The organism is Psychromarinibacter halotolerans, assembly GCF_029168315.1.
GTDB classification, from domain to species: Bacteria; Pseudomonadota; Alphaproteobacteria; order Rhodobacterales; family Rhodobacteraceae; genus Psychromarinibacter; species Psychromarinibacter halotolerans.
Window position 1 is genome coordinate 595433 of the sequence record NZ_JARGYD010000001.1, and the last position, 20991, is coordinate 616423.

22 protein-coding genes are annotated in these 20991 nt (G+C 65.4%); 9 read left to right on the forward strand and 13 right to left on the reverse strand.

The genetic code is table 11. The annotated features are described in order from the left end of the window. Positions 1 to 16 precede the first annotated feature (16 nt). Genes P1K30_RS02830 through P1K30_RS02840 form a run of 3 tightly spaced genes read right to left on the reverse strand, consistent with a single transcriptional unit; the run spans position 17 to position 2067 of the window. The gene (locus P1K30_RS02830) at positions 17 to 544 is read right to left on the reverse strand and encodes a gamma carbonic anhydrase family protein (protein ID WP_275631151.1); all 528 of its coding nucleotides are present in this window, start codon (positions 542 to 544) and stop codon (positions 17 to 19) included. After that, positions 541 to 1185 (reverse strand): guanylate kinase, encoded by a 645-nt coding sequence (gene gmk, locus P1K30_RS02835; RefSeq protein WP_275631152.1) that lies wholly within the window; start codon positions 1183 to 1185, stop codon positions 541 to 543. Before gmk ends, P1K30_RS02830 begins: the two co-directional genes overlap by 4 nt. Before the next feature lie 3 nt (positions 1186 to 1188). After that, positions 1189 to 2067: a YicC/YloC family endoribonuclease gene (locus tag P1K30_RS02840; RefSeq protein WP_275631153.1), complete on the reverse strand. Its 879-nt coding sequence runs from the start codon at positions 2065 to 2067 to the stop codon at positions 1189 to 1191. A 153-nt stretch (positions 2068 to 2220) separates the two neighbouring features. On the opposite strand from P1K30_RS02840, the gene P1K30_RS02845 reads away from it, so the two are divergent. Beyond that, positions 2221 to 2922, forward strand: a complete 702-nt coding sequence (locus tag P1K30_RS02845; protein WP_275631154.1) for a PAS domain-containing protein — start codon at positions 2221 to 2223, stop codon at positions 2920 to 2922. A gap of 587 nt (positions 2923 to 3509) precedes the next feature. Here P1K30_RS02845 and recG read toward each other — a convergent pair. From recG to sciP, 4 genes are all read right to left on the reverse strand, one after another. After that, entirely contained in the window at positions 3510 to 5600 is a 2091-nt protein-coding gene (recG, locus tag P1K30_RS02850) for an ATP-dependent DNA helicase RecG (RefSeq protein ID WP_275631155.1), read from the reverse strand. After that, positions 5597 to 7969, reverse strand: a complete 2373-nt coding sequence (gene ligA, locus P1K30_RS02855) for an NAD-dependent DNA ligase LigA (protein ID WP_379562027.1) — start codon at positions 7967 to 7969, stop codon at positions 5597 to 5599. Before ligA ends, recG begins: the two co-directional genes overlap by 4 nt. Positions 7970 to 8125: 156 nt before the next feature. Continuing rightward, positions 8126 to 8839 carry a response regulator transcription factor CtrA gene (gene ctrA, locus P1K30_RS02860; RefSeq protein ID WP_275631157.1) on the reverse strand — a complete coding sequence of 238 codons (714 nt, stop codon included), beginning with the start codon at positions 8837 to 8839 and terminating at the stop codon, positions 8126 to 8128. Positions 8840 to 9090: 251 nt separating this feature from the next. After that, positions 9091 to 9363, reverse strand: a complete 273-nt coding sequence (gene sciP / locus P1K30_RS02865; RefSeq protein WP_275631158.1) for a CtrA inhibitor SciP — start codon at positions 9361 to 9363, stop codon at positions 9091 to 9093. 120 nt (positions 9364 to 9483) lie between these two features. Between sciP and mnmA the strand changes: the two genes are divergently transcribed. Beyond that, the gene (gene mnmA, locus P1K30_RS02870) at positions 9484 to 10626 is read left to right on the forward strand and encodes a tRNA 2-thiouridine(34) synthase MnmA (RefSeq protein ID WP_275631159.1); all 1143 of its coding nucleotides are present in this window, start codon (positions 9484 to 9486) and stop codon (positions 10624 to 10626) included. A 22-nt stretch (positions 10627 to 10648) separates the two neighbouring features. Here the strand turns inward: mnmA and P1K30_RS02875 are convergent, their stop codons facing one another. Continuing rightward, entirely contained in the window at positions 10649 to 11074 is a 426-nt protein-coding gene (locus tag P1K30_RS02875; protein WP_275631160.1) for a SufE family protein, read from the reverse strand. A 126-nt stretch (positions 11075 to 11200) separates the two neighbouring features. On the opposite strand from P1K30_RS02875, the gene P1K30_RS02880 reads away from it, so the two are divergent. Then, complete coding sequence (locus P1K30_RS02880) at positions 11201 to 11659, forward strand: hypothetical protein (RefSeq protein WP_275631161.1); 459 nt, start codon at positions 11201 to 11203, stop codon at positions 11657 to 11659. A gap of 50 nt (positions 11660 to 11709) precedes the next feature. On the opposite strand, the gene rnd is transcribed toward P1K30_RS02880, so the two are convergent. The 3 genes from rnd to purM form a co-directional block, all read right to left on the reverse strand. Further along, the gene (rnd, locus tag P1K30_RS02885; protein WP_275631162.1) at positions 11710 to 12867 is read right to left on the reverse strand and encodes a ribonuclease D; all 1158 of its coding nucleotides are present in this window, start codon (positions 12865 to 12867) and stop codon (positions 11710 to 11712) included. A gap of 170 nt (positions 12868 to 13037) precedes the next feature. Further along, the gene (gene purN, locus P1K30_RS02890) at positions 13038 to 13625 is read right to left on the reverse strand and encodes a phosphoribosylglycinamide formyltransferase (RefSeq protein WP_275631163.1); all 588 of its coding nucleotides are present in this window, start codon (positions 13623 to 13625) and stop codon (positions 13038 to 13040) included. Then, on the reverse strand, positions 13622 to 14662 hold the full coding sequence (purM, locus tag P1K30_RS02895; protein WP_275631164.1) for a phosphoribosylformylglycinamidine cyclo-ligase: 1041 nt from the start codon (positions 14660 to 14662) through the stop codon (positions 13622 to 13624). The genes purN and purM overlap by 4 nt, the downstream gene beginning before the upstream one ends. Positions 14663 to 14796: 134 nt before the next feature. Here purM and P1K30_RS02900 point away from each other — a divergent pair, with 134 nt between their 5' ends. From P1K30_RS02900 to P1K30_RS02925, 6 genes are all read left to right on the forward strand, one after another. After that, positions 14797 to 15657 (forward strand): ATPase, encoded by an 861-nt coding sequence (locus P1K30_RS02900; protein WP_275631165.1) that lies wholly within the window; start codon positions 14797 to 14799, stop codon positions 15655 to 15657. Positions 15658 to 15721: 64 nt separating this feature from the next. After that, positions 15722 to 16642 carry a homoserine O-acetyltransferase MetA gene (gene metA / locus P1K30_RS02905; protein WP_275631166.1) on the forward strand — a complete coding sequence of 307 codons (921 nt, stop codon included), beginning with the start codon at positions 15722 to 15724 and terminating at the stop codon, positions 16640 to 16642. Then, a complete protein-coding gene (locus P1K30_RS02910) occupies positions 16629 to 17618 on the forward strand; it encodes an alpha/beta fold hydrolase (protein ID WP_379561038.1) in 990 nt (329 codons plus the stop codon). The genes metA and P1K30_RS02910 overlap by 14 nt, the downstream gene beginning before the upstream one ends. Positions 17619 to 17664: 46 nt before the next feature. Next, the gene (gene ppk2 / locus P1K30_RS02915; RefSeq protein ID WP_275631168.1) at positions 17665 to 18534 is read left to right on the forward strand and encodes a polyphosphate kinase 2; all 870 of its coding nucleotides are present in this window, start codon (positions 17665 to 17667) and stop codon (positions 18532 to 18534) included. After that, entirely contained in the window at positions 18527 to 19144 is a 618-nt protein-coding gene (locus P1K30_RS02920) for a TetR/AcrR family transcriptional regulator (RefSeq protein WP_275631169.1), read from the forward strand. Before ppk2 ends, P1K30_RS02920 begins: the two co-directional genes overlap by 8 nt. A gap of 149 nt (positions 19145 to 19293) precedes the next feature. Beyond that, positions 19294 to 19755 (forward strand): DUF3237 domain-containing protein, encoded by a 462-nt coding sequence (locus P1K30_RS02925; RefSeq protein WP_275631170.1) that lies wholly within the window; start codon positions 19294 to 19296, stop codon positions 19753 to 19755. 156 nt (positions 19756 to 19911) lie between these two features. Here P1K30_RS02925 and rpsI read toward each other — a convergent pair whose 3' ends face one another. Further along, positions 19912 to 20406 (reverse strand): 30S ribosomal protein S9, encoded by a 495-nt coding sequence (rpsI, locus tag P1K30_RS02930; protein WP_275631171.1) that lies wholly within the window; start codon positions 20404 to 20406, stop codon positions 19912 to 19914. After that, entirely contained in the window at positions 20406 to 20870 is a 465-nt protein-coding gene (gene rplM / locus P1K30_RS02935; RefSeq protein ID WP_275631172.1) for a 50S ribosomal protein L13, read from the reverse strand. The genes rpsI and rplM overlap by 1 nt, the downstream gene beginning before the upstream one ends. Positions 20871 to 20991 lie beyond the last annotated feature (121 nt).

Consider the following 20991-nt stretch of genomic DNA (forward strand, 5'->3'; position numbering starts at 1 on the left):
GTGTGCGAAACTTATGTTACAGCGCGCGAAGGTCGCTGCGGAACCTGCGCATGTTCGCGCGATAGCGTTCGGCGGACGCCAGCAGATCCTGCCGCGCGGCATCGTCCAGCGTGCGCACGACCTTGCCCGGCGCGCCCATCACCAGCGAGCCCGGCGGGATCTCTTTGCCTTCAGTGATCAGGGCGCCGGCCCCGATCAGGCAGCCTTCGCCGATCACCGCGCGGTTCAGGACCGTGGCGCCCATGCCGATCAGCGTGCCGTCCCCGATGGTGCAGCCGTGCAGCATCGCCTTGTGGCCGATGGTGCAGTTCGCGCCGACGGTCAGCGGACAGCCGGGGTCGGTGTGCATCACGGTGTTTTCCTGCACGTTCGACCCCGCGCCGATCACGATCGGTTCGTTGTCGCCGCGCAGCGTCGCGCCGAACCAGACCGATGCGCCGGTGTGCAGCACGACCTGCCCGATCACGTTCGCATCTGGCGCGACCCAGCAATCGCCGTCCTCGGGCAGTTCGGGCAGGAAATCTCCCAGCGCGTACAGCGTCATAGCGCGGTATCCTCGAACTCCATCTGCAGACGGCGCACGACGTCGGTCAGGCCGGGCTGGCGTGGCCGCCGCATCCGTTCCGCGTCGATGATGGTCTGCAACTGGCGTTCGGTCGCGTCGAGGTCGTCGTTGACCAGCACGTAGTCGTAGCTGTCCCAGTGGCTGATCTCGTCCCAGCTGCGCTTCATCCGGCGCTCAACCGTCGCCATGTCGTCTTGCGCGCGGCTGATCAAGCGGCGGTGCAACTCGCCAATCGACGGCGGCAGCAGGAAGATCGACAGCACGCTGTCCTGCAACGACGAATTTCGGATCTGCTGCGCGCCCTGCCAGTCGATGTCGAACAGCACGTCGCAACCTTCGGTGATCGCCTGTTCCACCGGACCCTTCGGAGAGCCGTAGAAGTTGCCGAAGACATGGGCGTGTTCCAGCATGTCGCCGTCCGACACCATGCGCTTGAAGCGCGGCTCGTCGATGAAATGGTATTCGCGCCCGTCCATCTCGCCGGGTCGCGGCGCGCGCGTGGTGGCGGACACCGAGAAGCGGATCGTCGGATCCCAGTCCCGCAGCCGTGCGGCCAAGGTCGATTTGCCCGCGCCCGAGGGCGAGGACAGGATGATGAGAAGCCCGCGCCGCGCGGTCATGGCCTACTCCACGTTCTGAACCTGCTCGCGCATCTGATCTATGGTGGCCTTGAGGTCAAGGCCGACGCGGGTCAGCTCGGTCGACTGCGACTTGGAACACAGGGTGTTGGCCTCGCGGTTGAACTCTTGGCTGAGGAAGTCAAGCTTGCGCCCTACCGGGCCGTCGGTGGCCAGAAGATCGCGGGCCGCCGCGACATGGGCGGTCAGGCGGTCGATCTCTTCGGTGACATCGGTTTTCACCGCGATCACGGCCAGTTCCTGCGCCACCCGCGCCGGGTCGGCGCCATCGACGTTGTCCATCACCCGCGCAAGGTTCTCGCGCAGCTTGTCGGCCATCTGGTCCTTGCGCGCCTCGGCCAGCGCGGCCGCTTCTGCCGTCAGCTTTTCGATCAGGTCCAGTTGCCCCTCGATCACCCGGCTCAGCGCGCTGCCCTCGGCCTGCCGCATGTCGTCGAAGGCCTGCACCAGCGCCGGAAGGTCGGCGGCGATGGCTTTCGACAGCGCGCCGATCTCGGTGTCCGACCCGCCGCTGACCAGCACGCCGCGCATCGCCAGCACCTCTGCCGTGGTGGGTTTGCCAAGGTGCACCCCGGCCACGGCGGCGGTGGCGCCGACCTCGGCCAACTGGGCCAGTACCCGGTCCAGCGTGGCGCGGTCGATACGTTCGTCAGAGGCGCCCTCTTCCCGCGACAGCTTGAGATTGACCGTCACGTTGCCGCGCGCGGCAACCCCGGCCACGGCGGTCTTCACCGGCGTCTCAAGCCCCTCGATCCAGTCGGGAAGGCGCATCCGTACGTCCAGCCCGCGGGCGTTCACCGAACGGATATCCCAGGCCCAGGTATAGCCCTCGCCCGCGCCCTTGGCGGCGGCGAAACCGGTCATCGATTTAGTCATGGACGTTAACCATTTGGGAAGTATTTGCCTCCATTTCGCCTCAATCTGTGAGAGATTAAGGAAAGAGTAAGGAATCTGAAATAGCAGTTAACAAAAGGGTCCGCGCGCCACAATGCACGCGTGCCCTGTGGGGGTAATGTCATGGAGCTTCGGCACCGTGGGTTCGATAATGTCGTATCGCTGTTCGGAAAGGCTGTACCGTTGAAGTATCCGGCCATCGCACAGGTCGACGCCTATTGGGAAGGGCTGCGGCAGGGACGGCTGATGCCCGACCGGGCCGAGGTCGACCCGCGCGGGATGGACACCGCTTTGGAATACGCGTTCCTGATGGAACACGTCGCGCCGGGCATCGCCCGCGTCCGGATCTCGGGGATGCATCTGCGCGACCTGCTGGGGATGGAGGTGCGGGGCATGCCGCTGACCGCGTTCTTCCTGCCCGAAGCGCGCGAGCGCATCCAGAAGGCAGTGGAAGCGGTCGTCACGACGCCGCAGGTCGCGGATATCTCGCTGTCGGGTCAGCGCGGCATCGGTCGCCCTGCCCTGCCCGCGCGCCTGTTCCTCGCGCCGCTGACCAACACCGAAGGCCGGGGCAACCCGCGCATTCTGGCCTGTCTGGAAAGCCACGGCGAAATCGGCCGCGCGCCGCGCCGGTTCACCGTCGATCAGGTCCAGATGCGCCGCATCGTGGCCACCGCCGAACCGTCCGCGCCGGAACCGGACGACGCTCCGACCCTGACGCAGGCCCCCGCGCCGACCGGTTTCGCCGAACCGGCGATGCAGTTCCGCAGCCGCGCCCAGCGGCCCAGCTTGCGGCTGGTGCAACCGGACACCGACAGGGACTGACGCGGGCGCTGCATTTGACCCGAGGCACGGCAGCGACCCACCAAAAGGCGCGGCGCCGGTCAGGGCACAGCGCCTTTTTCGGTGCGACGGTCACGCTGCACAGGTGCCCACGCATAGACGCCCGGCACGATCCCCCTGCGCGGAACATAAAAAAACCGCCGCACTCCGGGACGAGGAGTGCGGCGGCAAAAAAGCGTCTGTTCGATCGGGCGCCGGTCGCGGGGCGCGAGGCTTGCCCCGGGAAAGGCCAGGATCAGGCGAACTGGCCAGCGCGCGTGGGATTGGGACAGTGCGCGATGACCGGCGGGATGACAGAACGCAGGCAGAACTCGTGAAAAGAAACTAACGAAAGAACTTGGAAAACAAGACTAGAGAAGACCGGGAAGGTTAAGGCCGATCACCAGCATCAGGACCAATGCGGCGGCGCCGGCGGCGTCCTGAAGCAGCGTCGAGGAAGAACGGGTCACTACGTTTTTCATTTCAGTCAGCATGTCGATGTTCCCTGTTGTTTCTCCTTTGTTCTCATGCAGTGTTCCATTTGTAAAGAACTTTATGAGAACATTCGCGAACAAACGGGCAGCGGGCGGCTAACCGACTGAAATCAAACGGATCGCTTTTTCCTGTTCCATAAGCCACAGCAGAACACGCGCCGCCTGCCCGCGTGGGGTTTCCAGCGTTGGGTCATCATGCAGCAGCTTGCGCGCGTCCGACTGGGCCAGCGCCATCAGCGCCGACTGACGTTCCAGATCGGCTATGCGGAACCTTGGCAGGCCGGACTGTGCGGTGCCGATCAGATCGCCCGCGCCGCGCATCGCCAGATCCTCCTCGGCGATGCGAAAGCCGTCCTCTGTCTCGCGCAGCGTTTCCAAGCGCCGCCGACCGGTTTCGGTCAGGGGCGACTGGTACATCAGCAAACAGGTCGAGGCCGCCTCGCCCCGCCCGACCCGGCCCCGCAGCTGGTGCAACTGAGCCAGCCCGAAACTTTCGGCCCGCTCGATCACCATGATCGACGCGTTGGGCACGTTCACGCCCACCTCGATCACCGTGGTGGACACCAGCACCTTGGTCTCGCCGGACACAAAGCGCGCCATCGCGGCGTCCTTGTCGCGGGGCGGCATCTGGCCGTGGACCAGCCCGACGTTGCCCTCTCCCAGCGCGGCACGCAGGTGCTTGAACCGCTCTTCGGCGGCGGTCATGTCGACGCTTTCGCTTTCCTCGACCAGCGGGCAGACCCAATAGGCCTGCCGCCCCTCGTCCATCGCGTGGCGCAGGCGGCCGACGACCTCGTCCATCCGCCCGGTCGAGACCAGAACCGTCGCGATCGGCTTTCGCCCCGGCGGCTTTTCGTCCAGCACCGACACGTCCATGTCGCCGTATTGCGCAAGGCTGAGCGAGCGCGGGATCGGCGTGGCGGTCATCACCAGCACGTCCACCGCGCGGCCTTTGGCGCCCAGTTCCATCCGCTGGGCAACGCCGAACCGGTGCTGTTCGTCGACCACGGCCAGCCGCAGATCCTGAAACACCACGTCGCGCTGGAACACGGCGTGGGTGCCGACAAGGATCTGGATGTCGCCGCGTTCCAGCGCCGCCAGCTTCGCCTTCCGCTCGGATCCCTTGTCGCGGCCGGTCAGGATCTCCAGCACGACGCCCGCCGCCTCTGCCAGCGGCTTCAGCCCCTCTAGGTGCTGCCGCGCAAGGATCTCGGTCGGGGCCATCATGACGCCCTGCCCGCCCGCCTCGACCGCGACCAGCAGCGCCTGCAGCGCGACCAGCGTCTTGCCCGCGCCGACGTCGCCCTGCAGAAGCCGGTTCATCCGCAGCGGACGCCCCATGTCTTCGGCGATCTCGGCCACCGCGCGGGTCTGGGCGCCGGTGGGCGTATAAGGCAATGACTCCAGCACCTTGCGCCGCAACCGCCCGTCGCCGACTGTTGGAATGCCCTTGCCCTTTTTCAGCGCCGAACGTGCCAGCGCCAGTGTCAGCTGGTGCGCCAGCAACTCGTCATAGGCCAGCCGCTGCCGCGCGGGGGATGTCGCGGCGATCTCGGCCAGCCCCAGCGGGTTGTGCGCTGTGTCGACGGCCGTATGCCACGCCGGCCAGCCTTCCTGCGCGCGCAGGCCGGGGTCGATCCACTCGTCCAGCTCCGGCACCCGGGTCAGCGCGCTTTGGGCGGCCTTCATCATGGTCCGCTGGGTGACGCCCGAGGTCAGCGGGTACACCGGCTCGAACGGCGGGATCTCGTCGGCCTCGTCCGGCGGCAGAACGTGGTCGGGGTGAACCATCTGGGCCATGCCATCGAACATCTCGACCTTGCCCGACACCAGCCGCCGTTCGCCGGGCGGCAGCTGTTTCATCAGCCAATCGCCGCGCGCGTGGAAGAACACCAGTTGAAAGGTCGTCTGGGCGTCGGTCACCTCGATCCGCGTCGGTGCCGACCGGCTGCGGCCAGGCATGTGGCGCCCGACCTCGACCTCGACGGTCACGGTGGCAGGCAGGTCCAGCCCCTGCACCGTCGCGCGGCGCTGTCGGTCGATGCCGGAATACGGCAGCGTGAACACCACATCGCGCGGCCGGGTGATGCCGATCTTTTCCAACGCCTTGGCGATCTTCGGCCCGACGCCTTCCAGCGTCTCGATCTCCGCGAACAGCGGGAACAGGCGTTCGGGACGGGTGCTCATGCGTCGCCGATCAGGGCCAGCCAGCCGTCCTCGTCGATCGTCTCAACGCCAAGGTCCGCGGCCTTCGTTGCCTTCGACCCGGCGCCCGGCCCCGCCACCAGCAGGTCGGTCTTGGCCGAGACGCTTCCCGACACCTTCGCGCCAAGCGCCTCGGCCCGCGCCTTGGCTTCGGCCCGGGTCATCTTTTCCAACGTGCCGGTGAACACCACCGTCTTTCCCGCCACCGGACTGTCCGACGTCGCGGGCGCCGCCACGTCCTGCACGTCCAGTTCCGCCGCCAACCGGTCGATCGAGGCGCGCTCGGCCTCTTGCTGGAACGTCGTCACCAACGACACGGCGACCGTCGCGCCGATCCCGTCGATGCCGACGATGTCGTCCCACGCGGCTTTGGCCTCTGGCGCCACGGAGGGATATTCGGCCCAGACCATGTCGCGGGTGGCGGTGATCTGGGCGCGGCGGCCCGCGTCGGCGGCCTGCTGACGTTCGCGCGTCACCGCGTCCTCGGCCTTCAGGTGACGCTGCGCGGCCGGACCGGCGGTGTCGACGGCCTTGGTAAAGGCGTCCCAGCTGTTGAAATGCCGGGCCAGATCGGCGGCGGCGACCTCGCCGACGTGGCGGATGCCAAGCGCGAAGATCACCCGGTTCAGCGGTGTTTTCCGTTTTTCGTCAATCGCGTTGAACAGCTTGATCGCGCTTTTCTCGCCAAATCCTTTTATCTTGGAAAGAGGTTTTGTCGCCAGCAGACGAACCGCTTGGACCAATTGCTTCGGGTCATTCTCGGATGCAGGCAATCCTGCACTGCGTATCGTTTCCGCCAAGCTGCTCAGCGTATCTTGCCATCTATCCGTATCGTTATGGCTCGTCTTTTCAAGGCGAGCTAACCATTGCTCAGGATCTTTAGCTAATACGCGCTTCGGCCCATCGGTTTTGCCTAGTTTAAAGATGTGCGCCGGCTCGGATATCCAACAAATATTGTAGAACATCTCGATCTGTTTCGCGCCCAGACCGTCGATGTCGAAGGCGGCGCGGCTGACGAAATGCTTCAGCTTCTCGACCGCCTGCGCCGGGCAGATCAGGCCGCCGGTGCAGCGGCGCACCGCGTCGCCCTCTTCGCGCACCGCTTCCGATCCGCACTCGGGGCAGACGTGCGGAAACGCGTAGGGCGTCGCATCGTCGGGTCGCTTCGACAGGTCGACGTCCGCCACCTTGGGGATCACGTCGCCTGCGCGATAGACCTGCACCCAGTCGCCTTCGCGGATGTCCTTGCCGTCGCGGATCGGCTCGCCCTTGGCGTCGCGGCCAGCGATGTAATCCTCGTTGTGCAGTGTCGCGTTCGACACCACCACGCCGCCGACGGTGACCGGGGTCAGGCGCGCGACGGGCGACAAAGCGCCGGTGCGGCCGACCTGAATTTCGATCTTTTCCAGCCGGGTCCACGCGAGTTCGGCGGGGAATTTATGCGCGATGGCCCAGCGGGGCGTGGTCGAGCGGAAGCCAAGCCGCCGCTGCAGGTCGAGGTCGTCGACCTTGTAGACCACGCCGTCGATGTCATAGCCCAGCGTCGCGCGCTGTTCCTCGATATCGCGGTAATGGGCCAGCATTTCGTCGATGCCGTCGCAGACGCGGGTCAGCGGGTTGGTCTGGAAGCCAAGCTTCGCGAACCGTTCGATTGCGCCCATCTGGGTGTCCGCCAGCGGTTCGCTCAACTCGCCCCAGGCGTAGGCGAAGAACTTCAGCGGGCGTGCGGCGGTGATCTTCGGGTCGATCTGGCGCAGGCTGCCAGCGGCGGCGTTGCGCGGGTTGGCGAAGGTCTTGCCGCCGGTTTCCGCGTGGCGTGCGTTCAGCGCCTCGAAATCGGCGTGGCTCATGTAGACCTCGCCGCGCACCTCCAGCACCTCTGGCGCGCCCTCGATCGTTTCGGGAATGTCGTCGATGGTGCGGGCGTTCGCGGTGACGTTCTCGCCCACCGCGCCGTCGCCACGGGTCGCGGCGCTGACCATTTTGCCGTTCTCGTAGCGGATGCTTAAGGAAAGCCCGTCGATCTTCGGCTCGGCGGTATAGGCCAGCCCGCCATCGCTGTCGCGCAGGCCAAGATAGCGGCGGACGGTGTCGTTGAAGTCGCGCACGTCCTCGTCGGCGAAGGCGTTGGCCAGCGACATCATCCGCACCGAGTGTTCGACCTTGGCGAAGCTTTCGCTGACCGGTGCGCCGACCTGTTCGGACGGGCTGTCCTCGCGCTTCAGGTCGGGAAACCGGTCTTCGATCTCGGCATTGCGGCGTTTGAGCGAATCGTACTCCGCGTCCGATATCTCGGGCGCGTCTTCGGTGTGGTAGGCCGCGTTCGCCCGGGCCAGCTTGTCGGCCAGCATCGCAAGCTCTTGCGCGGCTTCCGTTTCGCTTAGCTCTGCTACCGCTTTTTCAGTCGCCACCGATTGGGCCCTCCCGAGTGCTTTCCGACTTGATAGGAGCGCACCCGGGAGAGGTCTAGTCCGTGAGTGGGGTCGTCTGCCTGTTCGGGCCCGGCGTCATGCGCCGATGGCGATCTGGTCGTTCATTTCCCCCGGTTCCGGGTCGCGCAGCACATAGCCCCGGCCCCAGACCGTTTCGATGAAGTTGTCGCCGCCGGTGGCTTGCGACAGCTTCTTGCGCAGCTTGCAGATGAACACGTCGATAATCTTAAGTTCCGGTTCATCCATGCCGCCGTACAGGTGGTTCAGGAACATTTCCTTGGTCAGCGTCGTGCCCTTCCGCAACGACAGCAGTTCAAGCATCTGATATTCCTTGCCTGTCAGGTGAACCGGCTTGCCGCCCACCTCTACCGTCTTGGCGTCAAGGTTCACCTCGATCGACCCGGTGCGGATCACCGACTGCGAATGCCCTTTCGAGCGGCGGATGATCGCGTGAATGCGGGCCACGAGTTCTTCGCGGTGAAACGGTTTGGTCAGATAGTCATCGGCGCCGAAGCCGAAGCCTTTAAGCTTGTTTTCCGTATCGTCCGCGCCGGTCAGGATCAGGATCGGCGTATCGACCCGTGCGATCCGCAACTGCCGCAGAACGTCGTGCCCGTTCATGTCGGGCAGGTTCAGATCAAGCAGGATCAGGTCGTAATCGTAAAGCTTCGCAAGATCGATCCCTTCCTCGCCAAGGTCCGTCGCATAGACGTTCAGGTTGGCGTGGGACAACATCAGTTCGATGCTACGCGAGGTGGCGGGGTCGTCTTCGACAAGAAGGACACGCATGTTCGGCACTCCACTCTCAGCCAGTTGCATTGACTAAGTCTTAGGTCGAGAAAGGTTAACCACAGGTTACCTCAGGTAGTTAATAGTGCCACCGCGCGGGTTGTTTTCGCAAATTTTATTAGACTTGAAGGTTAACTCCGGTGCAATTGAACGTCATTTGCTTAAGCTATTAATCTTATATATTCAGACTTCTAAAGCGCTTTCAACGCGAGCGTGCGCACGCTTCAGTATTTCGCGCGAACTCTTCCGGCCTAACGATATCGTTGCAGCGCGGTGGCTTTCAACGCGGCCTCGCCGTGCTTATCCACCATCGCGACCCAGGATTCGAACTCGTCATCGCTAAGCCCATAGGTCTTAAGCGCCTCCTCGCGTGAGATCAGGCCAGACGAAACCCCACGCACGACCGCCGCCTTTCGGCTGGCGACCCACCGCCGTGTGTCCGCGTCGGGCAGGTCCGCGCGGCTCATTCGGGTGCCGTCGGGCAAGGTGACGGTTCGAGGCCCGTCGACTTTGCGCAGATACATGTCAGTTCCCCTCAGATTTGACGAACCGACGTTGGACCACCCCGCTTAATGCCCGATGAAGCGGGGTCTTGTTAGTTGCTCGCATTTTCCTATATTCCGGCGGACCGAAAGGACTTCCCTATGGCACTGGATGGCAACCTGAACTCGCTGGGCCTTGCAAAGGCACCGGAAGACACCCGCGTCGTCGTGGCGATGTCGGGCGGCGTGGATTCGTCCGTCGTCGCCGCCGAACTCGCACGCGAGGGCTATGACGTCGTCGGCGTGACGCTGCAGCTTTACGACCACGGCGCGGCGCTGGCCAAGAAGGGCGCCTGCTGTGCGGGGATCGACATCCACGACGCGCGCCGCGTGGCCGAGGAAATGGGCTTTCCGCATTACGTTCTAGACTACGAGAACATCTTCAAGGATGCGGTGATCGACGAATTTGCGGACAGCTATCTTGCGGGCGCCACCCCGGTGCCCTGCATCCGCTGCAACGAGCGGGTGAAGTTCAAAGATCTGCTGCAGACCGCGAAGGATCTTGACGCCGACTGCATGGCGACCGGCCACTACATCCAGCGCAAGCTGGGCGATACCGGCGCGCCGGAACTGCACATGGCGGCCGATCCGAACCGCGACCAAAGCTATTTCCTGTTCTCGACCACACCGGAACAGCTATCGTTCCTGCGCTTCCCACTGGGGCACCTTGTGTCCAAGGCGGAAACCCGGGCGCTGGCGAACAAGCACGGGCTGGCGGTGGCGGACAAGCCCGACAGCCAGGACATCTGCTTTGTGCCGGACGGCAACTATGCCTCGGTGATCGAGAAGCTGCGCCCGGGCGCCGCCGAGCCGGGGCAGATCGTCCATGCCGACGGCCGCGTGCTGGGCGAGCATCGCGGCGTGATCCACTACACCATCGGCCAGCGCCGGGGCCTTGGCATCGGCGGGCAGGACGAACCGCTGTACGTGGTGAAGCTGGACGTCGACGCGCACAAGGTCGTGGTCGGCCCGAAAGAGATGCTGGCCACCCGCACCGTGCCGGTGCGCGAGATCAACTGGCTGGGCGACGAGCCCTTCACCAGCCGCCCGGAATGGCGGTTGTCCGTGAAACTGCGGTCCACCCGCCCCCCGCGCGAAGCGGTGATCCGTCCGCTGTCGGACACCACCGCCGAGGTGGAACTCGTTGCGCCGGAAGAAGGCGTGTCGCCCGGACAGGCCTGCGTGTTCTACGCCAACGAAGGCAGCCGGGTGTTCGGCGGCGGCTGGATCTGGCGGGGCTACTAGGCCCCGTCCTGACGCCTTCCGGCTACGCGCCCTGCTGCGCCGCGATCAGCCGGATGCGTTCCACCATCGCGCGCAGCCCGTTCGACCGCTGTGCCGACAGGTGATCGTTCAGCCCCAGACGACCCAGCTCGGCGGGCGCGTCGACCTGCATCACCTCGCGCAGGGTCAGCCCGCCATACATCGCCTTCAGGATCGCGATCAGCCCGCGCACGATCATCGCGTCGCTGTCGCCCCGGAACCGGAACACCGCGTCCGGCCCTTCGCCCTCGACCTCGGGGACGATCCAGACCTGGCTGGCGCAGCCCTCGACCTTGGTGGCAGGCACCCGGAAGGCGTCTTCCAGCGGGTCCATCGCCTTGCCCATGTCGATGACATGGCGATAGCGATCCTCCCAGTCGTCGAGAAAGTCGAAGGTGTCGGCGATGTCCTCGAATTCCGGCGTGGCCATTGATGTCGTCCTTTGCAGCGTCAGCGTCGAGGTAAGGGCACGACGTCTAAAGGTAAAGGTTCTGCAGGCTTTTCAACGCGCCCTGATTGGGATAACCGGGAATTGGGGCAGACAGCAGGGGTACACATGCCGGTGAGACTGGTCATTCTCATGATCCTCGGACTTTCGGTCGCCGGGTGCGGCGCGATGTCGGAATCGCGGCTGAACCCCGCGAACTGGTTCGGCCGTTCGGAAACGACGGTCAGCGACACCAGCAACCCCTACCAGGACCCGCGCGCCCTGATCGGCGACGTGACCGAACTGCGGCTTGAAAAGATCCCCGGCGGCGCCATCGTGCGCGCCACGGGCGTCGCGACGCGGCAGGGTTACTACGATGGCGAGCTGGTGCCGGCGAACAACGGCATGGTGGTCGACGGCGTTCTGGCCTTCCACTTCCGCGTCAGCCCGCCGCTGACGGCGACACGGGTGTCCACCGTCCGGTCGCGCGAGATCATCGTGGGGCAGTTCCTGTCCGACCAGACGCTGGCGCAGGTCCGCGCGATCCAGGTCAACGGCGCCAACAACGCGTTGGTCGTCCGCCGTTGATCCGATAAAGCCACGCGCCGCCCGTCCCGGCGGCGCGCACTGTCGTTTTCCTAAAGCTCGATGACGCCGACTTTTTCGCCTTTGACCGCAAGACCGATCTTGCCGTCGCACAGGCGCAGCGCGTCTTCCCCGAACACCTTGCGGCGCCAGCCCTTCAGGCACAGCCCGTCGCGCTGACCGGCGGCCAGTGCGTCGAGATCCGATGCGGTAGCGATCAGCTTTTGCGCCACGCCCGCATCATCGGCCTTGGCCTTCAGCAGCACGCGCAGCATGTCCGCCAGCGCCGGATTCACCTGCAACGAGTCGCGGCGGGTGTCCGGTTCGGGGTGGTCGTCGCGGGGCGCTTCGATGCCAGCCTTCACGGCCGCGATGATACCGTCCGCGATGTCGCCCTTGCGGGCCTCGCGCAGCAGCAGACGCGACCGGCTGAGGTCCTGCGCCGACTGCGGCTTGGTCGAGGCGAGTTCCAGCAGCGCATCGTCCTTGTAGACGCGGTTGCGCGGCACGTTGCGCGACTGGGCGAATTCCTCGCGGAACCGGGCCAGTTCGCGCACGACGGCCAGAAACTTGCCGGATTGGGTGCGGGTCTTGATCCGCTTCCACGCGTCCTCGGGGTGGACCACGTAGGTCGCGGGATCGGTCAGCACCTGAAGCTCTTCCTCGACCCATTCCTTGCGGCCGGACTTCTGAAGCTGGGCGTTCAGGTATTCATAGATCACCCGAAGATGCGTCACGTCGGCCAGAGCGTATTTCATCTGGGCGTCGGTCAGCGGTCGGCGCGACCAGTCGGTAAAGCGCGAGGTCTTGTCCAGCGATTGCTTGGCGATCTTGCGCACCAGCGTCTCATAGCCGACCTGTTCGCCGAATCCACAGACCATCGCGGCGACCTGCGTGTCGAACAGAGGCTCGGGGATCACCCCGCCGTCGATGTAGAAGATCTCAAGATCCTGCCGGGCGGCGTGGAACACCTTGACCACGCCCGCGTCCTTCATCAGCTCGTAAAGCGGCGCCAACGAAAGGCCCTCGACCAGCGGATCGACAAGGACGGCGTCGTCCTCGGTGTCGCCGGGAATGGCCAGCTGGACAAGGCAGAGTTTCGAATAATAGGTGCGCTCGCGCAGGAACTCGGTGTCTACGGTCACATAGGGCGCTTTCGCCGCGCGGTCGCAGAATTCCTGAAGCGCCTCGGTCGTGGTGAGTGTTTTCATGCTCGGAGGCTGATTTCCCTGTTGTCTTGCCGTTTGTTCCGCCCAACCCCTCGCCTGATACGCCGGTCGCGCGGCAATGAAAAGCCTTAGCGAAAACTTGGACCGTTTCGCGCAAAGAGACGCGACAACAAAGGGCAGCACGCCCGTCCACGGCGGGAAAAGGAAACGATTTAAAGATCCAGACGGCTGCGGTCGCCGTCCGCAAAGCGGCGCAGCACCGCCGGGTACAGCCGGTGTTCCATCGTCAGCACCCGCGCGGCCAGCGTGTCCGGCGTGTCGCCGGGTTCGACGGGAACCCGCGCCTGCCCAAGGATCGGGCCATCGTCCAGTTCCGCCGTCACCTCGTGCACGGTGCAGCCGTGCCACGCGTCGCCCGCCTCAAGCGCGCGTTCGTGGGTGTGCAGGCCCTTGTACTTCGGCAGCAGCGACGGGTGGATGTTCAGCATCCGGCCCTCGTAGGCCTGAATGAACCCGGCCGTCAGGATGCGCATGAAGCCGGCAAGGCACAGGATGTCGGGCCGGGCCGCATCAATGCGCTCGCGCAGCGCCGCCTCGAACGCGGGGCGGTCGCCCCTGAAGGGACGGTGATCGACGGCGAAGGTCTCGATCCCCATGTCGGCGGCTTTGGCCAGCCCGCCCGCCTGCGGATCGTTCGACCCAACCATCACGGCGCGCGCCGGGTGGTCGCCGGTCATGCTTTCGACAAGGCGGACCATATTGGACCCGCCGCCCGACACTAGGATGGCAACACGTTTCACAGAAGCGCGCCAGAGTAGCGAACCCCCTCGCCCGGCTCGACCGAGCCCAGCACGCTGACGGTCTCGCCCGCTTCGGCCAGCAGCGCGGTCAGCGGCTCGACGCGGTCGGCGGCGACGACAACGACCATGCCGATCCCGGCGTTGAAGGTCTTCAGCAGTTCGGCCTGCTCCAGCCCGCCCTTCTCGGCCAGCCAGCGGAACACCGGCGGAAGCTGCCACGACGACAGGTCGATGGTGGCGCCCATGCCCTCGGGCAGGACGCGCGGCAGGTTCTCGGTCAGGCCGCCGCCGGTGATGTGGGCAAGGCCGTGTACGCCGCCCGCGCGGATCGCGGCCAGCGCGGACTTCACGTACAGCCGCGTCGGCGCCAGCAGCGCCGCGCCCAGCGTGCCCTCGGCGAAGGGGCAGTCGTCGTCCCAGCCAAGGCCGGTCAGTTCGACGATCTTGCGCACCAGCGAATAGCCGTTGGAATGCACCCCGTCCGAGCCAAGGCCCAGCAGCACGTCGCCCTCGCCCACACCGGCGGGCAGTTCGGTGCCACGCTCCATCGCGCCCACCGAGAACCCTGCAAGGTCGAAATCGTCCTTGGCGTACATGCCCGGCATCTCGGCGGTCTCGCCGCCGATCAGCGCGCAGCCCGAGGCACGGCAGCCTGCGGCAATGCCCTCGACGATGCGCGCGGCGCTGTCGACGTCCAGCTTGCCGGTGGCGAAGTAGTCAAGAAAGAACAGGGGTTCCGCGCCTTGGCAGACAAGGTCGTTCACGCACATGGCGACAAGGTCGACGCCGATGGTGTCGACGTTGCCGGTGTCGATGGCGATCCGCAGCTTGGTGCCGACGCCGTCGGTCGCCGCCACCAGCACCGGATCGGTAAAGCCCGCGCCCTTCAGGTCGAACAGCCCGCCGAACCCGCCCAGTCCGGCCATCACGCCGGGACGGTCGGTGGACTTGGCGGCCGGCTTGATGCGGTCGACCAGCGCATTGCCCGCGTCGATGTCCACGCCGGCTTGGCTATAGGTGATCCCGTTCTTCGTCATGTCTCGGCCCCGTTTGCGCCCGTCCTTGGTTGGCGCACGCGATAGACCAGCCGCAGGGGCAAGTCCATCCCGGCGCTTGCGTTCCCCGCCCCCGCACGGCATTCGAGGGGCTGCAGGGACCGGAAAGGGCGACGATGATCTACGAGAACGCGCAGCAGTGGCAGACAGCCGACCACCGGCGGGTGTTGCTGTTCGGGATGTCGGGCCTTGGCAAGACCCATGTCTCGAACTTCCTTCGGGATGCCGGCGGGTGGTTCCACTATTCGATCGATTACCGCATCGGCACCCGCTACATGGGCGAACACATCGCGGACAACGCCAAGCGGCACGCGATGCAGGTTCCGTTCCTGCGCGACCTGCTGATGACCGACTCGATCTACATCGGGTCCAACATCACCTTCAACAACCTCGCGCCCCTGTCCGCCTATCTTGGCAAGCCCGGCGACCCCGCCAAGGGCGGCCTGCCCTTCGACGAGTACATGATCCGGCAGGAACAGCACCGCGTGGCCGAGATCGGCGCCCTGCTGGACACCCCGCGGTTCATCGACCGTTCGATCGACATCTACGGGTATCCGCATTTCGTCTGCGACAGCGGCGGCTCGATCTGCGAGGTGGTCGACCCGTGGGATCCGGACGACGAGATCATGAACACGCTGGCGTCGGAAACGCTGATGGTCTGGATCAAGGGCACCGAGGCGCACACCGCCGAACTGGTGCGCCGCTTCGACCGCGCGCCCAAGCCGATGTATTATCAGGCCGAATTCCTGCACGACGCGTGGGAAGAATACGGCCGCGAAACCGGCCTGCCCGAAGACGCGGTCGACCCCGACGCCTTCGTGCGCTGGACCTATGCCCGCGCGCTGGCGCACCGCCAGCCCCGCTACGAGGCGATGGCCCAGAACTGGGGCGTGACCGTCACCGCCGAGGACGTGGCCAATGTGCGCGATGCGGACGGGTTTGTCGCACTTATCGGCCGTGCCCTTGAGACCCGATGACGATGCATATATCTGTGCGGTCTTTCGCACACGCTTCTTTCACAAGCAAAACCAGGTAGCCTAAATGCCCATCACCCTGCCGTCAGACCTGCCCGCCTACGAGGTTCTGAACCGCGAGGGCGTCATGGTCATGTCGGACATCGCGGCCGCCAAGCAGGACATCCGCCCGCTGCGCATCGGTCTGCTGAACCTGATGCCCAAGAAAATCCAGACCGAGATCCAGTTCTCGCGCCTGATCGGATCGACCCCGTTGCAGATCGACCTGCAACTGATCCGCATGACCGAGCACCAGACGCGCACCACCGCCGCCGAGCACATGGAGACCTTCTATCGCCCCTTCCAAGAGGTGAAGGAGGAAAAGTTCGACGGCCTGATCATCACCGGCGCCCCGATCGAGCACCTGCCGTTCGAGGACGTCACCTATTGGGACGAACTGACCGAGGTGATGGACTGGACCCAGACCAACGTGCATTCCACCTTCGGCGTCTGCTGGGGCGGCATGGCGCTGCTGTGGCACTTCTGGCAGGTCCGCAAGTACATGCTGGACCAGAAGGCGTTCGGCTGCTTCCTGCACCGCAACATCACGCCCGCCTCGCCCTATCTGCGCGGTTTCTCCGACGCGTTCCTTGTGCCGGTCAGCCGCTGGACCGAGATCCGTCAGGACGAGATCGACGCGCATCCCGACCTTGTGACCCTGCTGGGTTCGGACCAGACCGGCCCCTGCCTGATCCAGGACCAGAAGCATCGCGGGCTCTATATCTTCAACCACCTCGAATACGACAGTGGCACCCTGAAGGAAGAATACGACCGCGACGTCGCCTCGGGCGGCGAGATCCTGATGCCCGAGAACTACTTCCCGGACAACGATCCCAGCCAGAAGCCGACGAACCGCTGGCGCAGCCACGCCCACCTTCTGTACGGCAACTGGATCAACGAAATCTACCAGACCACGCCGTTCGACAGTGCGCAGATTGGCAGCCGCTAGTCTTGCGCTGATCGCGGCGCTGGGTCTGGCCGCCTGCGCCGGGATCGACCGGCGTGCGGCCCGGAACGAGGCGCAGGCCGAACGCACCTATCCGCCGGAAGGCCAGTTCGTCGAGGTCGCGGGCCGCCGCGTGCATGTCGTGGTCGACGGTCTACCCAAGGGCGCCGGACCGGATCTGGTGCTGATCCACGGCGCCAGCGGCAACACGCGCGATTTCACCTTCCGCTTCGTGGACGCCGTCAAGGACCGCTACCGCGTGCTGGTCTTCGACCGCCCCGGACTGGGCTATACCGACCGCGTGTCCGACCGCTATGGCGGTCCGGCCAACACCCGCTCGGAAAGTCCGGCGGAACAGGCGCGCCTTCTACAGGCGGCGGCACAGCAACTGGGGGCCGAGCGGCCGATCGTGCTGGGCCAGTCCTACGGTGGCGCGGTCGCGCTGGCGTGGGCGTTGGAACGGCCCGACAACGTCGCCGGTCTGGTGATCGTTTCGGGTGCCTCGCAACCGTGGCCCGGCCAGTTGGCGCCGCAGTATCCGATCGTCGCCTCGTCGGTCGGCGGCACCTCGATCCCGCCGCTGCTGGCCGCCTTCCTGCCCGGCGACCGCGCAAGCCTGACCCTTGGCGCGATCTTCGCGCCGCAGTCGCCGCCGGACGGCTATTCCGACCACATCGGCATCGGACTTGCCCTGCGACGCGAGACGCTGCGCGCGAATGTCCGCCAGATCAACAGCTTGAAGCCGCATCTTGATGCGATGTCTGAACGCTACGACAGCATCGAGCTTCCGGTCGAGATCATCCACGGCACCGCCGACAGCATCGTACCGATCGACGTCCACTCTGACGTGCTGGTCGACCAGCTGGCCGACGCACGCCTGACCCGCCTGCCCGGCATCGGCCACATGCCGCACCACGTCGCGCAGGACGCGGTGATCGCGGTGCTCGACCGTCTGACACGGCGCGCCGGATTGCGTTGACGCCACTAATCGCGATACTGCGGTCGCAGATGTGAAAGAGGTCAACATGTCCCTTCCCTACGATGGCGCGATCAGCCGCTACTTCGAGAAAGAGGCACCCAAGCCCGTCCGCGACGCGATCCTGTCGCACGAGGGGAAGATCGTGCTGGACGACGACTATCCCTACGCTGACCGGATGGACAAGAAGGACTACGAGGACACGCTGGACGCCCTGCAACTGGAACTCGCCCGGTTTCAGGCGGACGTGAAAGCGACCGGCAAGCGCGTCGTCGTGGTGTTCGAAGGCCGCGACGCCGCCGGCAAGGGCGGTGCGATCAAGCGGTTCCGGGAAAACCTCAACCCCCGCGTGGCGCGGGTGGTGGCCTTGCCGAAGCCCACAGACCGCGAGCGCGGCCAATGGTATTTCCAGCGTTATGTCGAACAGCTTCCCACCGATGGCGAGATCGTTCTGTTCGACCGGTCGTGGTACAACCGGGGTGTCGTCGAGAAGGTCTTCGGCTTCTGCACCGACCCCGAGCGCGAACGCTTCTTCCAGCAACTGCCCGCCTTCGAGGCGATGCTGCAGCAGGAAGGCATCCACCTCGTCAAGCTGTGGCTGAACGTCGGCCGCGCGGAACAACTGCGCCGCTTCCTCGACCGGGAAAAAGACCCGCTGAAACAGTGGAAGCTGTCGACCATCGACGTCGAGGGTCTGGCGCTGTGGGACGACTACACCGCCGCCATCGGCGAGACGCTGAAACGCAGCCACACCATTCAGGGCCCGTGGACCGTGATCCGCGCCGACGACAAGCGCCGCGCCCGCATCGCCGCGATCCGCGCCGTGCTGTCGCAGATGATGTACGAGGGCAAGACCGACAAGGTCGCCTGCGACCCCGACCCGAAGATCTGCGGGGGTCCCGAACTCTGGAATGGCTAAGCGCGGCTATCACCACGGCGATCTGCGGCGCGCCTTGCTGGACGCGGCGCTGAAGCTGATCGAGGAAAAGGGTCCCAGCGGGTTCACCCTGTCCGAGGCCGCGAAGCAGGCCGGTGTGACCCCGGCTGCTGTTTACCGCCATTTCGAGGGGCGCGAGGACCTGATCGCCGAGGCCGCGCTGCAGGGGTTCGAGATCTTCTCGGACCTGATGGACTATGCGTTCGAATCCGGTCAGCCCTCGGCGCTGGCCTCGTTCGAGGCGACGGGCCGCGCCTATCTCGCCTTTGCAAAGAAATACCCGGGCCACTACATCGCGATGTTCGAAAGCGGCATCTCGATCAACCGCAGCCCGGAACTGGCCCACGCCGCCAGCCGCGCGAACACGGTGCTGGAACGGGCGGCGGCGGTGCTGTCCGAACACATCCCCCCGGACCGTCGGCCTCCGGCGGCGATGTTCTCGGCCCACATCTGGGCGATGAGCCACGGCGTGGTGGAACTTTACGCCCGTGGCGCCGCCGGGCGCCGGTCCCCCTTCCCGCCCGAGGAACTGCTGGAGGCCGGAATCGGCATCTATCTGCGCGGCCTCGGACTGGTCCCGCCAGACGGCTGAAGGTCGCCCCCAGACCACCCGAATCCGGGGTCCGCGGCGTGGGTGTGTTAGGTCTTGAGCGATGTATTGAACTTGTGTGCATTTCGGCCATTGACCTTCCCTGACGCGCACGTCACCCTCTTGTGATCCGTTGGAGGAGGACGGAGGCAATGCCCGAGGCGCCTGTGCTTGAGTTCGCCTGCACCTTGCAGGTCGAACTCGCACCGATCCGCGAAATGGGGTCGGGGCGCTTCGGGCAGCGCCGCATCATTCCGATCATCGGCGGCACCGTGACCGGACCGCGCTTGAACGGCACCATCCTCAACCTTGGCGCCGATTGGCAGACCATTCAGGCCGACGGCGCCGCCCATCTCGATACCCGCTACGCGTTCGAAACCGACGACGGCGCGCTGATCGAGATCATCAACACCGGCACCCGCCACGGGCCCCCCGACGTGATCGCGAAACTCGGTCGCGGCGAAGAGGTCGATCCCGCCCGTTACTACATGCGCACGGTCGCCCGGTTGGAAACCGGCGACCCGCGCTATGCCTGGGTCAACAACACGCTGTTCGTGGGCACCGGCAGACGCCTGCCCGACGCGGTGCGCGTGGACCTGTTCGCCGTCGCCTGATGCACGGCGCCCTGCCCTTCTTCTGTCTGAAAATATCCTGGGGGGAGCGCCGCAGGCGCGGGGGGCAAAGCCCCCGTTTCGCCGCGCCTTCGGGCGCCGCTCAAAGCAAAAGGGCCGCCCAACAGGACGGCCCTTCGCGAAAGTCTGGCGAAACGATTAACGCTTCGAGAACTGGAAGCTGCGGCGGGCTTTCGCGCGGCCGTATTTCTTCCGTTCCACGACGCGGCTGTCGCGGGTCAGGAAGCCCGCGGCTTTCAGCGCCGGGCGCAGGGTGGGATCGTACAGCTGCAGCGCCTTCGAGATGCCGTGCTTGACCGCACCGGCCTGACCCGAAAGACCACCGCCCTTGACGGTCGCCTGCACGTCGAACTGGCCTTCGACGCCCGCAACGGTGAACGGCTGCTTCAGGATCATCTGAAGCACCGGACGCGCGAAGTAGACGTTGATCTCTTTGCCGTTGACGGTGACCTTGCCGGAGCCCGGCTTGATCCAGACACGGGCAACCGCGTCCTTCCGCTTGCCGGTGGCATAGGAGCGGCCCAGTTCGTCACGGACGGGGTCGCGGTTGATCAGCTCTTCGGTCTCGACGGCGGGCGCGGTGCCTTCGGCAACCTGGCCCAGCTCTTCCAGCGAGTTGACTTGCTCGGCCATTACGCGGTCCTCGTGTTCTTCTTGTTCATCGACTTGACGTCCAGAACCTCGGGGTTCTGTGCCTCGTGCGGATGCTCGGCACCGGCGTAGACACGCAGGTTGGTCATCTGCTGGCGCGACAGGCGGTTGCCCGGCAGCATGCGCTTGACCGCTGCGGTCACGACACGCTCGGGGTGCGCACCTTCAAGGATTTCCTCGGCGGTGCGGGACTTGATGCCGCCCGGGTGGCCGGTGTGACGGTAGTACGTCTTCTCGGCGCGCTTCTTCCCGGTCATCTGCACCTTGTCGGCGTTGATGATGATCACGTTGTCGCCCATGTCCATGGACGGGGTGAAAGTCGCCTTGTGCTTGCCACGCAGGCGCATCGCCACGATCGACGCAAGACGGCCCAGAACGATGCCTTCGGCGTCGATCAGGATCCATTTCTTGTCGATATCCGCAGGCGTCGCGGTATAGGTCTTCATATCGGAACCTCGGTTTCGGATGTGGAACGGGTCTGGACCCGCCCCGGAATTCGGATTGCGCGGTTATACACGCCCCGAAATCCCAGTCAACGGCAGTTCGTTCGATAAAAACACGTAAAAA

Excerpts from the sequence above, each read along its gene's own strand:
- P1K30_RS02830 (WP_275631151.1), bottom strand. The coding sequence starts at position 544 with ATGACGCTGTACGCGCTGGGAGATTTCCTGCCCGAACTGCCCGAGGAC.
- gmk (WP_275631152.1), bottom strand. The coding sequence starts at position 1,185 with ATGACCGCGCGGCGCGGGCTTCTCATCATCCTGTCCTCGCCCTCGGGC.
- P1K30_RS02840 (WP_275631153.1), bottom strand. The coding sequence starts at position 2,067 with ATGACCGGTTTCGCCGCCGCCAAGGGCGCGGGCGAGGGCTATACCTGG.
- P1K30_RS02845 (WP_275631154.1), top strand. The coding sequence starts at position 2,221 with ATGGAGCTTCGGCACCGTGGGTTCGATAATGTCGTATCGCTGTTCGGA.
- recG (WP_275631155.1), bottom strand. The coding sequence starts at position 5,600 with ATGAGCACCCGTCCCGAACGCCTGTTCCCGCTGTTCGCGGAGATCGAG.
- ligA (WP_379562027.1), bottom strand. The coding sequence starts at position 7,969 with ATGCTGGCCGACAAGCTGGCCCGGGCGAACGCGGCCTACCACACCGAA.
- ctrA (WP_275631157.1), bottom strand. The coding sequence starts at position 8,839 with ATGCGTGTCCTTCTTGTCGAAGACGACCCCGCCACCTCGCGTAGCATC.
- sciP (WP_275631158.1), bottom strand. The coding sequence starts at position 9,363 with ATGTATCTGCGCAAAGTCGACGGGCCTCGAACCGTCACCTTGCCCGAC.
- mnmA (WP_275631159.1), top strand. The coding sequence starts at position 9,484 with ATGGCACTGGATGGCAACCTGAACTCGCTGGGCCTTGCAAAGGCACCG.
- P1K30_RS02875 (WP_275631160.1), bottom strand. The coding sequence starts at position 11,074 with ATGGCCACGCCGGAATTCGAGGACATCGCCGACACCTTCGACTTTCTC.
- P1K30_RS02880 (WP_275631161.1), top strand. The coding sequence starts at position 11,201 with ATGCCGGTGAGACTGGTCATTCTCATGATCCTCGGACTTTCGGTCGCC.
- rnd (WP_275631162.1), bottom strand. The coding sequence starts at position 12,867 with ATGAAAACACTCACCACGACCGAGGCGCTTCAGGAATTCTGCGACCGC.
- purM (WP_275631164.1), bottom strand. The coding sequence starts at position 14,662 with ATGACGAAGAACGGGATCACCTATAGCCAAGCCGGCGTGGACATCGAC.
- P1K30_RS02900 (WP_275631165.1), top strand. The coding sequence starts at position 14,797 with ATGATCTACGAGAACGCGCAGCAGTGGCAGACAGCCGACCACCGGCGG.
- metA (WP_275631166.1), top strand. The coding sequence starts at position 15,722 with ATGCCCATCACCCTGCCGTCAGACCTGCCCGCCTACGAGGTTCTGAAC.
- ppk2 (WP_275631168.1), top strand. The coding sequence starts at position 17,665 with ATGTCCCTTCCCTACGATGGCGCGATCAGCCGCTACTTCGAGAAAGAG.
- P1K30_RS02920 (WP_275631169.1), top strand. The coding sequence starts at position 18,527 with ATGGCTAAGCGCGGCTATCACCACGGCGATCTGCGGCGCGCCTTGCTG.
- P1K30_RS02925 (WP_275631170.1), top strand. The coding sequence starts at position 19,294 with ATGCCCGAGGCGCCTGTGCTTGAGTTCGCCTGCACCTTGCAGGTCGAA.
- rpsI (WP_275631171.1), bottom strand. The coding sequence starts at position 20,406 with ATGGCCGAGCAAGTCAACTCGCTGGAAGAGCTGGGCCAGGTTGCCGAA.
- rplM (WP_275631172.1), bottom strand. The coding sequence starts at position 20,870 with ATGAAGACCTATACCGCGACGCCTGCGGATATCGACAAGAAATGGATC.